This window comes from Bradyrhizobium archetypum, from assembly GCF_013114835.1.
GTDB classification, from domain to species: domain Bacteria; phylum Pseudomonadota; class Alphaproteobacteria; order Rhizobiales; family Xanthobacteraceae; genus Bradyrhizobium; species Bradyrhizobium archetypum.
The window spans coordinates 132,742-148,157 of the sequence record NZ_JAAVLW010000011.1 but is presented as its reverse complement, the minus strand read 5'-3'; the positions used below and the strand labels follow the sequence as shown (position 1 = coordinate 148,157).

The window sequence follows — 15,416 nt, the reverse complement described above, 5'->3', positions numbered from 1 at the left end:
GTCGGCACCCGAGAGAAAATCAGACATCGCGTGGGCTTGCCGCCAAATCGCCTGTTGGCCCATCGCGTCAATTCGCGGTAACGCGGCAATTCGTTCGCTATTGGTGCATAGCGGACTCAGGCAAGCCACCCGCTCGGCAGATTTATGGGTTCACGGGTAGCGTCATGGCCGCAAAATCGCGGCCCCCGTCGTCGCCCTGCTCTCCAGCTCGGTATGCGCCTTCGCGGCATCCTTCAGCGCATAGGCGTGGTTGATCGGCACGTGGAGCTTGCCATTGATGACGGCGGCAAACAGCGTGTCGGCGCCTTCGAGCAACTCCTTGCGGGTCGAGACGTAGTCGTTGAGCTTCGGCCTCGTCGCAAACAGCGAGCCGTGATTGTTGAGCTCGGCGAGCGGGAACGGCGGCACCGGACCGGAGGCATTACCGAAGCTGACGAACAGGCCGCGTGGCCTGAGGCACGACAGCGAACCCGGGAAGGTGGTCTTGCCGACACCGTCATAGACGACGTCGCAGAGTTCGTTGCGGCTGATCTGTTTCACACGCGCGACGAAATCTTCCTCGTTATAGAGGATGACGTGATCGCAGCCATTGGCGAGCGCGAGATCGGCCTTGGCCTTGGAGCCGACAGTGCCGATCACATGCGCGCCGAGCGCCTTGGCCCATTGGCAGGCCAGCAGGCCGATGCCGCCCGCGGCGGCATGGATCAGCACGCGATGGCCGGGCTCGACCTGGAAGGTCTTGTGCAGGAGGTACCAGACCGTCAGCCCTTTGAGCATCAGCACCGCGCCCTGCTCATAGGTGATGTGGTCGGGCAGCTTGACCAGCTTGTCCGCCGGGATCACCCGCTCCGAGGCATAGCCGCCAAGCGTGAAATAATAGGCGACGCGGTCGCCGGGATGAAAATTGGTGACGCCCGGGCCGACGGCCAGGACCTCGCCCGCGGCCTCGTTGCCGGCGATGAACGGCAGCCCCGGCGCCTTGTAGAGCCCGGTGCGGAAATAGACGTCGATGAAGTTCAGGCCGACGGCATGCTGACGGATGCGAACCTCGCCCGGTCCCGGTGCCGGGACCTCGACGTCCTCATATACCAGGGCCTCCGGTCCGCCCACCTTGTGCACACGCACGGCCTTGGTCATGACAGTCTCCCTCGGTATTTGCTCACGCGCCCGACTTGAGCGCGCAACGAAAGCCATCGCCGCCCGCTTGTCAACTGACCGGCCGTCTGGCGGCCTTCCTGCGGTTGCGCCTGGCGAGCACGTTGAACAGCTCGACGGCGGCCGCGAACAACATGGCGAAGTAGATATAGCCGCGCGGAATGTGGAATTTGAATCCGTCCGCCACCAGCGCGACGCCGATCAACACCAGGAAGGCCAATGCCAGCATCTTGGTGGTCGGGTGATTGGCGACGAACCTCGCCACCGGGCCCGAGGAGACGTACATGATGACGCAGGCGATCACGACGGCGGCGATCATGATTTCGAGATCCTGCGCCATGCCGATCGCGGTGATGATCGAGTCCAGCGAGAACACCATGTCGATGACGATGATCTGCATGATCACCCAGAAGAATGCACTGGCGCTGGGTCTGGCATCGGCCTCGCCCTCGCGCGCCTCGACTTCGCCATGAATCTCATGGGTTGCCTTGGCGATCAGGAACGCCCCGCCGGCGATCAGGATGATGTCGCGCCAGGACAGTTCGACGTTCTTCACGGTAACAACAGGCTCGGTAAGGCCGATCAGCCACACCAGCAGGCTGAGCAGCACGATGCGGAACACCAGCGCCAGGAAGAGGCCGATCTGGCGCGCGCGCTTGGCCTGCACCGGCGGGATGCGCGACACAATCACCGAAATGAAGATGACGTTGTCGATGCCGAGCACAATCTCCAGCGCCGTCAAGGTCAGCAGCGCCGCCCAGGCCTCCGGGCTCGTCAACAATTCCATCATGCTCTGAACGACTTGATTTGGCGGATCACCGCGTCGCTTCCGACGATATAGGCCGCAATGGCGCAAAGCCCGGCGACGATCGGCGCACCTACGTCGAAGTCGCGGACCAGCGCATACATTGCAAGCACGGCCCAGACGGCGACCAGCCACAGGGTGAGCCAGCGCAGGCGCACCACGCGGACCGGGTGCAGCACGTGAAATGGGGCGAATGTCAGTGCGATCAGGATTGCGATTCCGAGAGTGGACAGGACTGGCGGCAGATGCAGCAAGAACAAATAAAACGCCGCCGCGTTCCACAGCGCCGGAAAGCCGCGGAAGTGATTATCTGACGCCTTCATGCGTCGGTCCGCAAAATAGAGCGCGCTGGATACCACGATGCCGATGCCGAGCAGCGGCGCCGCCACCGGCAGCAGCATCCCGCTTGCGGTGATCGCATAGGCCGGCACGAAGACGTAGGTTACGAAATCGACGACGAGATCGAGCACCTCGCCCGACCAGTTTGGCTGCAGCCGCACGACATCCAGCTTGCGCGCCAGCGGGCCGTCGATCGCATCGATGATGAGGGCGACGCCGAGCCAGCCGAACATGTTGGCCCAATGCTCGCGCACGGCTTCCAGCATCGCCAGCAGGGCGACGCCCGCGCCGAGTGCCGTAAAGATGTGTACGGCGAATGCTGCGGTCAGCATTCGGCCGGTCGCCGGGACGGAATCTGGCTCTGTGTTCTGGTCCATTGCTCCGGCAGTGCTATCAGGAATCGCTCCGATTTGCATATCGGCGCTTGCGGCGTTCCGCCGCGCGATTGGGCGGAAACATTTCGGCCGGTTGATGGCTTGAAAATGCCGGCCCGAACGTCAATTGTCCCAATATGAACGATGCATCGCAAGTTTATGACGCCACCGTGATAGGCGGCGGGCCGGCGGGGTTGACCGCGGCAATCGCACTGGCCGTGACCGGCGCGAAGACCGCCCTGCTCGCACGCCGCGCCCCCTATGCCGACAACCGCACCACGGCGCTGCTGGGGGCTTCCACCGATCTGCTCGAACGTCTGGACGTCTGGCCCCGCTGCCGGGACAAGGCCGCCGCCTTGCGGACCATGCGCCTCGTCGACGACACCGGCCGGCTGATCCGTGCACCCGAGGTGCGCTTCACCTCGGACGAGATCGGGCTCGAACAGTTCGGCTACAACATCGACAACCGTTCGCTGATGGTCGCCCTGGAAGAACGCGCCGCCGAGGTTTCGAACCTGATCCGGCTGGACGATGAGGCGGCAACGATCGATCCGCAGGACGATTTCGTTACCGTCAGCACCAGCAAGCGCGAGAAGCTTGGCGCCCGACTGGTGATCGGCGCCGACGGCCGGCGATCGCCGTCCCGCGAAGCGGCCGGCATCAGGACCAGCCGGCGCGACCTGCATCAGTCGGCGCTGACGTTCAACGTCGCCCATTCGCGGCCGCACAACGGCGTCTCCACCGAGTTTCACACCACGCAAGGCCCCTGCGTATTTGTCCCGCTGCCGGGCGATCGCTGCAGCGTGGTGTGGGTTTCGGCGACCAGGGAAGCCGAGCGGCTGATGTCGCTCAGCGATGATGAATTGTCCGAAGCCGCAGAAAAGCAGTCACACTCCATTCTCGGCCGCGTTCAGGTCGAAGCCGGCCGCAACCTGTTTCCGCTAACGATCGAGCGTCCCGAGCAATTCGCCAGCCATCGTGTCGCGCTGGTCGGTGAGTCCGCCCATGTAGTGCCGCCGATCGGCGCGCAGGGGCTCAACATGGGGTTGCGCGATGCGGCTGACATCGCCGAGATCGCCGGCGATGCGATCTCGCGCGGCGAAGATCCGGGTTCGCCGGTGGTACTGGCGCGCTATCAATCCGCCCGCCGTGCCGACGTCGCAAGCCGCCTGATCGCCATCGATGTCGCCAACCGCTCCCTGCTCAGCGATTTCCTGCCCATGCAATCGCTGCGCGCGGCGGGCATGCACCTGCTCGGCTCGTTCGGCCCGCTGCGGCGGCTCGCGATGCGCGAAGGGCTGGCGCCGACCTGGAGGCGCGTGAGCTAGCTCGGGACGCCAGCGTGAGGGCTGCGACCTCTTCCAACTCTACTTTGCATGGGGTTGTTTTCGCGATTTTGTATCTCCGCGCCACACTTACGGAAACGCCAGCCGTCCGCTCTGGATGAACCACATCACGCAGGTCAGCGTGACCACGGAGGCGAAGGTTCCGATCAGAACCGCCACCGACGCCGGCTCGATCCAGGTGTTGTTCTGCCGGGCCATCACGAACACGTTCAGCGCGGGCGGCAGCGCGGCCATCAGCACCGCGGTCGCAGCCCACGGCTGCGCGAACGGGCCGAACAGCAGCATCAGCCCGAATACGATGAGCGGATGGATCAAGAGCTTGATCGCGATCACGCCGGGCACTTCCCAGGGCACCCGATCGAAGGGCCGCAGTGCCACGGTGACGCCGAGCACGAACAGCGCGGTCGGGGCCGCAGCGTTCTGCAGAAACAGCAGCGTCCTGTCGACGGCGACCGGCAACTGAATGTGCAATGCCGCGACAAGCGCCCCTGCGGCGGCCGACATGATCAGCGGGTTGAGCACGATCTGCCGCGCGGCGACGCCGATGGCGTGCACGAACGACGGATGCTTGCGATCAGTCAGCGCCATCAATAGCGGCACGATCGTGAACAGGAAAATGCTGTCGCAGCAGAAGATCAGCGCGGTCGGCGCCGCCGCCTTGGCGCCGAGCACCGCCAGCGCCAGTCCCGGTCCCATATAGCCGATATTGCCGTAAGCACCAGCAAGGCCTGCGATCGTAGCCTTGCGCAGCGACAACTCGCCGATGATGCGGCCTGCCACCATGGCAAGCACGAAGGCGCTCACGGTCGCCAGCGTGGTCGCGATCAGGAATGGCGGGTTGTTCAGTTCGGAAAACGGCGTCTCCGACATGATGCGAAACAACAGCGCCGGCAGCGAGACGTAGAGCAGGAAGAAGTTCATCCAGGCGAGGCCCGATTCCGGCAAGCCCCGCGTCTTGCCGCAGGCGAAGCCGATGAAGATTAGGCCGAAATAGGGAAGCGCGAGGTTGAGGATGTCGGCCATCTCGAAAACGTCTTTTCATCAGTAATTTCACGGGCATGGCGGCGGATGCGGCCACCACATGTAAAGGTTAATTCGTTCTAATGCCTCTAGCATCGGCCACAATCATGGTCTATTCGACGGGACATGATCAAAGCGCGCACCGCCAAATTTCAGATCGGGCAGATCGTCCGCCACCGGGTGTTCTCATTCCGGGGCGTGATTTTCGATATCGATCCGGAATTCAACAATACCGAGGAATGGTGGCTGTCGATCCCCGAGGAAGTTCGGCCTCACAAGGATCAGCCGTTCTATCATTTGCTCGCGGAAAACTCGGAGTCCGAATACGTCGCCTATGTCTCCGAGCAAAACCTGCTGCCGGACGATTCGGGCGAACCGATCCGGCATTCGCAGGTCGCCGAGATCTTCGTGAAGGACAAGTCCGGCGGCTATCGCCCGCGAAATCCGTCGCTGAATTAGTTATTTCTGCCCGCAACAAAAAAGGCGCCCTGGTCGGGCGCCTTTTGTGTTTTCTCGCTCTGTGCGAGGGCTTACTTCGCCGCTGGATTGGCAGCGGCACCCGCGCCCTCGAGCTTCTTGCGCTGCTCTTCGGCGCGCTTTTGCAGCTCTTCCTGCAGCTTCTTCTGATTCTCTTCGAACTGCTTCGGATCGGTCGGCGGGCCGTCATAGGCCTTGGCGAATTCACCGGAGAGCGGCAGCGGCAGCGTCAGCGGCGCACCGTTGGAATTGATCGCCTGAACAATGAGATTCTGGCCCTTCTTCAGGTTGGCGATCAGCTCGGGGGTTGCTTCGTAATCGGACATGCAACCGTTTTGGAAGCAGATGACGTAGGGGCTCTGCTGCGGCGGGTTGCTGTCAACGATGATCCGGGTTCCGTGCACGAGCTGCATGCCGAGCGGAAGGGTCACGCGCAGGAGCTTCTTCGGCTCGCCTTCCGGCTCGATGATGACGGCGGCGATGACGGGCTGACCCGACTCGATGCGGCCGTCCTTGCCGGTGAAGCAAACCTGCTTGGCGCCGGCTTCCTGGCCCTTGAGGCAGAACTTGGTCCAGGGGGCATAGATCAACTGGACCTGCTGTTCCTGCGGCGGCGGCGCGCCGGCGGGAGCGCCAGCCGGCGGGGCTTGTGCAGCGGGGGGACTGGCGGGAGCCTTGGGAGCGGCCTTCGGAGCCGCCTTCGGAGCGCCAGGCGCCGGCGCAGTCTGCTGGGCTTGTGCGCCCGAAGCGATCAAACCTGCCGACAATGCCGAGGCCGCCAACAAGGCCAAAATCTGCCCACGCGGCCGGACTGACCCAGCCAAGACACGGAAATTCATTGCGGAAAACCCTTTCTGAACGGAGCGCCCGAAACCGCTACAGGCACCGACACCTCTACCCGCGCTGAGGCGGCTGTCTCGTTGGCAATTGAGGCGGATACGTGACAGGCGTTCCCGCCGCTTTCAATCGCCCGCCTTCAATACAGCGGCAGGCGAAAAGATCAATGCCGACAAGCATCTTTGACATTCCCCGCAGGCCGAGGCCAGAGCCTATGGTAAAGCTTTCCTCGTGCGAATTTTCGAATCAAATCGCCGCCCGCCTATGCCCGTCCACGGGCCTATCCGGCTGCGTGTGCTGGCCGGCATGTCCCTCGCTTTGGGTGTGATGCTGGCCGCCCCAGCCAGCGAGGCAAAGGCGGCCGAAAGCCATGCGCTGGCGATGCATGGCGGGCCCGCCCTACCCGCCGGTTTCGCGCATATGCCCTACGCCAACCCCGATGCGCCGAAGGGCGGGCGGCTGATATGGGGCGCCCTCGGAACCTTCGACAGCCTCAATCCCCTGATCGTCCGCGGCCTTGCGATACAGCAAATCAGGGGCTTTGTGGTCGAGAGCCTGATGACGCGCGGCAATGACGAGGCTTTCACGCTCTATGGCCTGCTGGCCAGGAGCGTCGAGACTGACGATGCGCGAAGCTATGTCACCTTCCATCTCGATCCCAGAGCGCGCTTCGCCGATGGCAAGTCTGTTACGGCCGATGACGTCCTATTCTCGTGGGCCTTGCTGCGCGACAAGGGCCGTCCCAATCACCGCCAGTATTATTCCAAGGTCGCAAAGGCCGAGGCGCCCGACCCGCTCACCGTGCGGTTCGATTTCGGCGGTGCCAATGACCGCGAACTTCCCCTGATCCTCGGCCTGATGCCGGTCTTGCCGCGCCACGCGGTCGATTCCGCGACATTCGAAGAAACCACAATGACCGGACCGGTCGGTTCCGGGCCGTATCGCGTCAGCGCGGTCAAGCCGGGGGCCAGCGTCACGCTGACCCGCAATCCCGATTATTGGGGCCGCGACCTGCCGGTAAATCGGGGCCTATGGAACTTCGACGAGATCAGGCTCGACTTCTACCGCGAGTCCAACGGGCAGTTCGAGGCGTTCAAGCGCGGCCTCTACGACTTTCGCGTCGAGCACGAACCGCTGCGCTGGCACGACGGCTATGATTTCCCGGCGGCCCGCAACGGCGAAGTAATCCGCGACACCATCAGGACCGGCATGCCGCAGCCGTCGGAATTCCTGGTCTTCAACACGCGGCGGCCGGTGTTCTCAGACATCCGCGTGCGGCAGGCGCTGACGTTGCTGTTCGATTTCGAGTGGATCAACCGCAATTATTTTTTCGGGCTCTACACACGCGCGGCGGGTTTCTTCGCAGGGTCCGAACTTTCCGCCTATGGCCGTCCCGCCGACGAGCACGAGCGCGAGCTCTTGAAGCCGTTCGCCGATCGCATTCGGTCTGACATTCTCGACGGCAGCTATCGCCTGCCCGTCACCGACGGATCGGGTCGCGACCGCACGACGTTACGCCAAGCGCTGGGCCTGCTGTCGGAGGCGGGCTACGACCTCGACGGCGCCGTGCTGCGACAGCGTTCGACCAAGGCGCCGCTAACTTTCGAGATCCTGGTGACGACGCGCGACCAGGAGCGCATCGCGCTGGCCTATCAGCGCGACCTCAGGCGCGCCGGCATCGAGGCCAGCGTGCGCGCGGTCGATCCCGTGCAGTTTGACCAGCGCCGGCTCGGCTACGAATTCGACATGCTGCAGAACCGCTGGGATCAATCGCTGTCCCCCGGTAACGAGCAATCGTTTTACTGGGGCAGCCAGGCCGCCGACATTCCTGGCACGCGGAATTACATGGGCGCCAAGGAGCCCACCATCGACGCCCTGATTGCGGCGCTGCTCGAGGCGCGCGAGCGCCCGGCCTTCGTCTCCGCCGTGCGGGCACTCGACCGCGTCCTGATGTCAGGTTTCTACGCGATCCCTGTGTTTAACGTGCAGGAACAATGGATTGCCCGGTGGAATCGGATAGAAACACCTGCATCGACTGCGCTATCAGGCTACCTGCCGGAAACCTGGTGGCAGAAGCCGCAAGCCAAGTGAACTCGCCAAGTGGTGCGACCCTCGTGACAGAGCCAAGGTAACCGTGACCCAGCCCACCGCTTCGCCAACGCTCGATACGTTGTTCAAACGGAACCTGGCACGGCAGCCGGATGCGCTGGCGCTGGTCGATCCGCTCAACAAGCAGCGCATCACCGGCCAGCCGCCGAAGCGCCTGACCTTCGCACAGGCCGATCGCATGATCTCGTCGCTGGCGGCGCACTTCATCGAATCCGGCTTGCCGTCGAATTCGGTGATCGCGGTCCAACTGCCGAACACCATTGAATTCGCGCTCACCGTGCTCGCCGCGTTCCGCGCCGGCCTCGTCGTCGCGGTGCTGCCGCTGCTCTGGCGGCAATCGGAATTAACCATGGCGCTCAATCGCACCGCCGCGCGGGCGATCGTGACCATGAGCAAGATCGACGGCGTGATCTATTCGGATCTCGCGATGAACGCCGCCGCCGAAGCGTTCTCGATCCGCCACGTCTGCGGCTTCGGCAGCGACCTGCCGGAAGGCATGGCCTCGCTCGACAATGCCATCTTCCGAGAATCCCCGACCGCGCGCGCCGTGATCCAGGACGGCCGCAAGGCAGCGCTGATTTCGTTCGACGTCACCGCGGACGGTTTCCGGCCGGTCCCGCGCGCCCATCTCGGCCTGATTGCCGGTGGTCTTGCCATGACACTCGAAAGCGACGTGCCGCAGGGCGCAACCGTCCTGTCGGCGTTCTCGCCGATGTCGTTTGCCGGCCTCGCCTCTTCTCTGGCGGTGTGGCTGCTGTCCGGTGGAACACTGGTCCTGCACCATCCGTTCGATGAGGAAGTGCTGGAACAGCAGATCAACGAACAGGCCTGTGACACGCTGATGGCGCCCGCTCAACTGGCGCTGCGGCTGGATGAAATGGACCTCGCCGCGCGGATGCCAAGTCTGCGCAACGTCGTCGGCCTGTGGCGCACGCCGGAGCAGGTCGGCTCCAGCGCATGCTGGACGGCGAAACAGGCGACGCTGACGGACGTCTATCTGTTCGGCGAGGCCGGCTTGTTCGGCGCGCGCCGGATCGCGGAAGATGGCTCGCCGGCCCTCATCAAGCCTGGTCCCCATGGGGCACCACGCGAACTGCCGGGATCCTCGATCGCCGGCGAGATCCTGTTGACGCCGCGCGGCACGCTGGGATTGCGCGGGCCGATGGTGCCGGTCGCGGCCTATGCGCCACCTCCGCCGCCGAGCGACTCTATGGTCGCGTCACCGCCGCGGGACTTCGTCGATACGGATTATGCGGCGCGCATCGACCGCGCAACCGGCGCGATCAATATCACCGCGCCGCCCTCTGGCGTCATGGCCGTCGGCGGCTACCGGTTCCTCGCGCAGGACTTGCAAGAATGGGCGCGGCGGCTCGGCCAGGGCGCGCTCCTGACCGCGCTGCCCGACCGCCTGAGCGGCCACCGGCTCGCCGGCCGCGCGCTTGACAACGCACGCGCCCGGGACGCGCTGGCAGAACTCGGCCTCAACCCATTGATGGTGGAAGCATTTCGGGATCGAAGCAGCGCCGCCTGAGAGGCCGCCGGCGGGCGCCCGTTGACGGCGCATTAAGTGCCGCAAACTAGGATCGTGGCTCCAGACGCGCCTGATCCGAGTTCTCAAGATGTCCCAGCAAGGTCCGATCCTCATCGTATCGACCGTGAGACGGTCGTCCTTTGCCGCCACGCTCGACGTTGCGAAGCTGTTTCCGGTGATCGAGACCGAGTGGGCGGATGCGCCGCGCGCGGTCGAACAGGTGCAGCCGGCCGCCGTGCTGGCCGCTGCCTCCACGACAGATCAAGCCGGACTGGCGGCGCTGGCAGCGCGGGTCGCGTCGCGGCAGCCCTATCTGCCGCTGATTGCGGTCGATCCAGTGAGTTCAGTTCCGGACAACGTCATTCCGTTCTTTCAGAGCCAAATCTCGCATACGCAAGTCTCGCAAGCCCAAATCTCGCAAACTCGAGGCGGCGCCGACCGGCTGGCGGCGCGGCTGCGGGCAGCGCTGCGCGTGCGCTCGTTGCATGCGACCGTGATGCGTCGACTGGTGCCGGCGATGCCGATGGCGCTGTCGCAGATCGATCCGGCGCGCGACGCGACCGTGCTGCTGATCGGCCGCGGCGGAGCCTATCCGGCGCTGTCGGTCGCGCTTGGCGAGCGCACCGGCGTGGTCGGCGCGCTGTCGATCGAGGCAGCCGCCAAGCATCTCAACAGCCGTGACATCGACGGCGTCGTGCTCGGCGAAGGTTTCAGTCTGCGCGTGATCGACGCATTCCTCACCGTTCTGACGGAGGACGCCCGCTTCCGCAATCTTCCGGTCGTGGTGACGGCAGGCGACCTGGCGCCCGCCTACGACCTGCCGAACCTCGAGATCATCTCCGGCGACGCCGCGCAGGTGGCTGCGACGGCGCTGCCGTTGATACGCCAGCACGCCTTTGAGGCCCATCTGAGCCGCACACTGAAGGCCATCGACGCCGATGGCCTGATCGACGCGCGGACCGGCCTGCTCACCCCGGAAGTCTTCGAGCGCGACTTTGCCCGCGCCATCTACCAGACGCAGCAGCGCGGCGGCGGATTGTCGGTGGCACGCTTTGCGTTTGATCCCGAACATCCCCGCGCGCAATTCGACGGCGCGCGGATCATCAGCCGCCTGATGCGGCGGATGGATTTCGGCGCCGCCCAGGACGACGGCTCGGTCGTCGTGGTCTTTGCCGAGGCCGACCTGAAAACCGCCCACACCATCGCGCGACGGCTGTCGAGCGTGATGCGTCATACCAGCCACGGCAATCGCGACACGCGGTCGGAGCCGATGGTTACCGTCGCAACGCTGCTGCCAAACGATTCCGCAAAGTCGCTGCGGTCGCGACTATACGAAGGTGCGGAGCGCGCGGCTTCCTGACGTACTGCACGCTCCATCCCCGTCATTGCGAGGAGCGAAAGCGACGAAGCAATCCATTGGCACCGCACACGTGGACAGATGGATTGCTTCGCTTCGCCCGCAATGACCTGGACAGAGCAGCGCTACGCCGCCTTCTTGCTCTCCGCGAGATTGGCGAGCTGGCGCAAGATCTCCGTGGTGCCCATCAGCCGCTCTTCCGGCGTCTTCCATGTCTGCAGGAACACCACCTTCATGTCGGGCCGCACCTTCGCGGCCTGGCCGTGCTGGCGGATGAAGGCGACGAGGCGATCCGGCTGAGCAAAGCTGTTGTCGCGGAACGAGATCACCGCGCCCTTCGGCCCGGCATCGACCTTCTCGACATTGGCTCTGCGGCAATAGGCCTTGATCGCCGCCACCTTGAAGAGGTAGCGCACCTCGGCCGGCAGCACGCCGAAGCGGTCGCGCATCTCGGCGGCGAAATTGTCGATCTCCTCGTCGGTGTCGAGATCGGCGAGCCGCCGGTAGAGCGACAGGCGCACGGCGAGATCGTTGACGTAGTCCTCGGGGATCAGCACCGGCATGCCGATGGTGATCTGCGGCGACCAGCGGTCGGCGGCAGGCTCCGCCACGCCGGCCTTGAGGTTGAGGATCGCCTCCTCCAGCATCGATTGATAGAGCTCGAAGCCGACTTCCTTGATGTGGCCGGACTGCTCCTCACCGAGCAGGTTGCCGGCGCCGCGGATGTCGAGGTCATGCGAGGCGAGTTGGAAGCCCGCACCCAGCGTTTCCAGCGACTGCAGTACTTTCAGCCGCCGCTCGGCTTGCGCTGTGATCTTCTGCTGTGCCGGCAGCGTGAACAGCGCATAGGCCCGCAGCTTCGAGCGCCCGACCCGGCCGCGCAACTGATAGAGCTGCGCCAGCCCGAACATGTCGGCGCGGTGCACGATCAGCGTATTGGCATTCGGGATATCGAGGCCGGACTCGATGATGGTGGTCGAGAGCAGGATGTCGTACTTGCCGTCGTAGAACGCCGACATGATGTCCTCGATCACGGTCGGCGGCATCTGGCCATGGGCGACCGCGATTTTCATCTCCGGTACGTTCTTGTCGAGGAAGTCCTTGACGCTGGCGAGGTCCTCGATCCGCGGCACCACATAGAACGCCTGCCCGCCGCGGTAGCGCTCGCGCAGCAGCGCCTCGCGGATCATCAAGGGATCATGGGGCGCCACGAAGGTGCGCACCGCGAGGCGATCGACCGGGGGTGAGGCGATGATCGAGAGGTCGCGCACACCGGTCAGCGCAAGCTGCAGCGTGCGCGGGATCGGGGTCGCGCTCAGCGTCAGTACATGCACCTGCGCCCGCAGCTGCTTCAGCCGCTCCTTGTGGCTGACGCCAAAATGCTGCTCCTCATCGACGATCAAAAGGCCGAGATCCTTGAACTTGATCGACTTGCCGAGCAGCGCATGGGTGCCGACCACGATATCGACGTTGCCATCCGTCAGTCCCTTCTTGACCTGCGTCAGCTCCTTGGCCGGAATCAGGCGGGAGGCCTGCGCGACGTTGACCGGGAAGCCGCGGAAGCGTTCGGCAAAGTTCTTGCTGTGCTGCCGCGCCAACAGCGTGGTCGGCACGACGACGGCAACCTGCTTGCCTTCGAGCGCCACGGCAAAGGCGGCGCGCAACGCCACCTCCGTCTTGCCGAAGCCGACATCGCCGCAGATCAGCCGGTCCATTGGACGGCCACTTTCGAGGTCCTTCAGCGTCGAGGTGATCGCACCTAACTGGTCTTCGGTCTCCTCATAGGGGAAGCGCGCGCAGAATTCATCATAGACATGCGGCTGCACCGGCATCTTCGGTGCTTCATGCAACTGCCGCTCGGCCGCGATCTTGATCAGTTCGCCGGCGATCTCGCGGATGCGGTTCTTGAGCTTGGCCTTGCGCGCCTGCCAGCCGCTGCCGCCCAGCCGGTCGAGTTCGACATTGGTCTGGTCGGAACCGTAGCGCGACAACAGCTCGATGTTCTCAACCGGCAGAAACAGCTTGGTCTCAGCGGCATAATGCAGTTCGAGACAATCATGTGGCGCGCCGCCGACCTCGATCGTCTGCAACCCGACAAAGCGCCCGATACCGTGCTCGACATGGACCACGAGATCGCCAGTCGAAAGGCTCGTGACTTCGGATATGAAATTGTCGAGCTTGCGGCTTGATTTGCGCTGGCGCACCAAACGGTCGCCGAGGATGTCCTGCTCGCTGATAATGGCGAATTCGCCGGTCTCGAAGCCGCTCTCCATGCCGACCACCGCCAGCATGGCCTCGTTGCGCGGCGTTGCCTGCACCGTGCGCCAGGTATTGACGCTGGTGATATTGGCGAGCTTGTGATCCCTGAGCATGCTCGCCATGCGGTCGCGCGAGCCTTCGCTCCACAACGCGATCACCACCTTTTTGCGCTGCGCCTGCAATGCCAGCACATGCGCCACCACGGCTTCGAACACGTTGACGGAAGTATCGGCACGCTCGGGCGTAAAGTTGCGGCCTTGCCGCGCGCCGGCGTCGAATACATCGGCGGCGCCGTCGGGCACCGCAAACGGCGTGAGCCGCGCCACGGCCGCCTCGGCCAGCCGCGTCGTCCACTCCGTTTCCGTCAGATAGAGCCGGTCCGGCGGCAGCGGCTTGTAGACCGCGCCTGACCCCGGGTGCTCCAACGCCTCGCGCCTTGCCTCATAATAGTCCGCGATCTGCTTGAAGCGTTCGCGCGCGGCGTCCTCGCTCTGCGGCTCGATCGCAACCGGCGCGCCATCGAGATAGTCGAACAGCGTATCCATCCGTTCCTGGAACAGCGGCAGCCAGTGCTCCATGCCGGGGTGGCGGCGGCCTTCGCTGACCGCCTCATAGAGCGGATCGTCACGCTCGGGCGCGCCGAAGGTCGCGACATAGCCCATGCGGAAGCGGCGAATCGTTTCGGTGACGAGTTGGAATTCCGAGATCGGAACCAGATCGAGCGCGCGCATGTCGAGCAGCGTGCGCTGGGTTTCCGCATCGAAGGTGCGGATCGATTCGAGGCTGTCGCCGAAAAAGTCGAACCGTACCGGCTGATCGAGCCCGGCCGGAAACAGATCGAGGATACCGCCGCGCACGGCGTATTCACCGGGTTCTCGCACGGTCGACGAACGGTTGTAGCCATTGTGCTCCAGCCAGGCCACGATCGAATCCATCGGCACGACATGGCCAGGCGCGACCGACAGCGCCTGCGCCGCCACCACCTCGCGTGCCGGCACGCGCTGCACGATCGCGTTGACGGTGGTGAGCACGATCAGCGGCTTGTCGCTGCCCTGCAGGCGCGACAGCCGCGCCAGCGTCGTCAGACGCTGGGCCAGGATGCCGCCATGCGGCGACACCCGGTCATAAGGCTGGCAGTCCCAGGCCGGAAACTGCATCACCGGCAGATCGGGCGCAAAGAACTCCAGCGCCCGTGCCAACTGCTGCATGCGCGGACCATCGCGGCAGACCACGGCAAGGCTGACCGCCGGCGGTTTCGGCTTGGCTGCGACCGCACGCGCGAGATCGGAGATGACAAGCCCCTCCGCGCCCTCGGCGACGTTGGCAAAGGTCAGCGCGCGGCCGGGAGCCAGCAGCGCAGCGGGCGATTTGACGGGCGTCTTCATGCGTCGTGATCCACGGCGCGAAATGCCTTGATGCGGTCGAACAGCGGGCCGGCATATTCGCCCGCCAGCGGCTTCTCGCCAGTCAGCGCGGCATAGAGATCGGGATCAGGCACCTCGATCAGGCGTTCGAGCGCAGCCAGCTCGTCATCACGCATGGCGGATATCTCGGCATCCGCAAAGCGGCCGAGGATGAGGTCCATCTCGCGGGTGCCGCGATGCCAACAGCGGAACAAAAGCCGCTTACGGCGGTCATCAAGGCCGCCGCTTGATCGTGTCGTACCCGTCATTGCCCCTATTCCATGTCGAACGCCAAAAGCCCGGACGTGCCGGGCGGGGTTGATATAGCGAGCGGGATCGCCGATGTCAGCCCCAACAGTTCGGTGAATTACCACTACGGTGTCATTGCCGGGCTTGACCCGGCA

At 64.5% G+C, this 15,416-nt stretch carries 12 protein-coding genes; 5 read left to right on the top strand and 7 right to left on the bottom strand.

Annotated features, from left to right (window positions below; all coding sequences use genetic code 11):
- Window positions 1-162 precede the first annotated feature (162 nt).
- From HCN50_RS29755 to pcsA, 3 genes are all read right to left on the bottom strand, one after another.
- A complete protein-coding gene (locus HCN50_RS29755; RefSeq protein WP_171713435.1) occupies window positions 163-1,137 on the bottom strand; it encodes a quinone oxidoreductase family protein in 975 nt (324 codons plus the stop codon).
- Between the two features lie 70 nt (window positions 1,138-1,207).
- Window positions 1,208-1,945 (bottom strand): TerC family protein, encoded by a 738-nt coding sequence (locus HCN50_RS29750; RefSeq protein WP_171713434.1) that lies wholly within the window; start codon window positions 1,943-1,945, stop codon window positions 1,208-1,210.
- Window positions 1,942-2,676, bottom strand: a complete 735-nt coding sequence (gene pcsA / locus HCN50_RS29745; protein WP_171713433.1) for a phosphatidylcholine synthase — start codon at window positions 2,674-2,676, stop codon at window positions 1,942-1,944. The genes HCN50_RS29750 and pcsA overlap by 4 nt, the downstream gene beginning before the upstream one ends.
- A 134-nt stretch (window positions 2,677-2,810) precedes the next feature.
- Between pcsA and HCN50_RS29740 the strand changes: the two genes are divergently transcribed.
- A complete protein-coding gene (locus HCN50_RS29740; protein ID WP_171713432.1) occupies window positions 2,811-4,001 on the top strand; it encodes a UbiH/UbiF family hydroxylase in 1,191 nt (396 codons plus the stop codon).
- Window positions 4,002-4,088: 87 nt separating this feature from the next.
- Here the strand turns inward: HCN50_RS29740 and HCN50_RS29735 are convergent, their stop codons facing one another.
- Window positions 4,089-5,042: an AEC family transporter gene (locus HCN50_RS29735; protein WP_171713431.1), complete on the bottom strand. Its 954-nt coding sequence runs from the start codon at window positions 5,040-5,042 to the stop codon at window positions 4,089-4,091.
- A 123-nt stretch (window positions 5,043-5,165) separates the two neighbouring features.
- Between HCN50_RS29735 and hspQ the strand changes: the two genes are divergently transcribed.
- Window positions 5,166-5,498, top strand: a complete 333-nt coding sequence (gene hspQ / locus HCN50_RS29730; protein ID WP_027537766.1) for a heat shock protein HspQ — start codon at window positions 5,166-5,168, stop codon at window positions 5,496-5,498.
- A gap of 71 nt (window positions 5,499-5,569) precedes the next feature.
- Here the strand turns inward: hspQ and HCN50_RS29725 are convergent, their stop codons facing one another.
- Window positions 5,570-6,355 (bottom strand): invasion associated locus B family protein, encoded by a 786-nt coding sequence (locus HCN50_RS29725; protein ID WP_171713430.1) that lies wholly within the window; start codon window positions 6,353-6,355, stop codon window positions 5,570-5,572.
- Window positions 6,356-6,659: 304 nt separating this feature from the next.
- Between HCN50_RS29725 and HCN50_RS29720 the strand changes: the two genes are divergently transcribed.
- The 3 genes from HCN50_RS29720 (at window position 6,660) to HCN50_RS29710 (ending at window position 11,353) form a co-directional block, all read left to right on the top strand.
- The gene (locus tag HCN50_RS29720; protein WP_235977297.1) at window positions 6,660-8,444 is read left to right on the top strand and encodes an extracellular solute-binding protein; all 1,785 of its coding nucleotides are present in this window, start codon (window positions 6,660-6,662) and stop codon (window positions 8,442-8,444) included.
- A 43-nt stretch (window positions 8,445-8,487) separates the two neighbouring features.
- Window positions 8,488-9,993, top strand: a complete 1,506-nt coding sequence (locus HCN50_RS29715) for an AMP-binding protein (RefSeq protein WP_171713428.1) — start codon at window positions 8,488-8,490, stop codon at window positions 9,991-9,993.
- 88 nt (window positions 9,994-10,081) lie between these two features.
- A complete protein-coding gene (locus tag HCN50_RS29710; RefSeq protein ID WP_171713427.1) occupies window positions 10,082-11,353 on the top strand; it encodes a GGDEF domain-containing protein in 1,272 nt (423 codons plus the stop codon).
- A 122-nt stretch (window positions 11,354-11,475) separates the two neighbouring features.
- Here the strand turns inward: HCN50_RS29710 and mfd are convergent, their stop codons facing one another.
- Window positions 11,476-14,994 carry a transcription-repair coupling factor gene (gene mfd, locus HCN50_RS29705; protein ID WP_171713426.1) on the bottom strand — a complete coding sequence of 1,173 codons (3,519 nt, stop codon included), beginning with the start codon at window positions 14,992-14,994 and terminating at the stop codon, window positions 11,476-11,478.
- Window positions 14,991-15,281, bottom strand: a complete 291-nt coding sequence (locus HCN50_RS29700; RefSeq protein ID WP_171713425.1) for an FAD assembly factor SdhE — start codon at window positions 15,279-15,281, stop codon at window positions 14,991-14,993. Before HCN50_RS29700 ends, mfd begins: the two co-directional genes overlap by 4 nt.
- Between the last annotated feature and the right edge of the window lie 135 nt (window positions 15,282-15,416).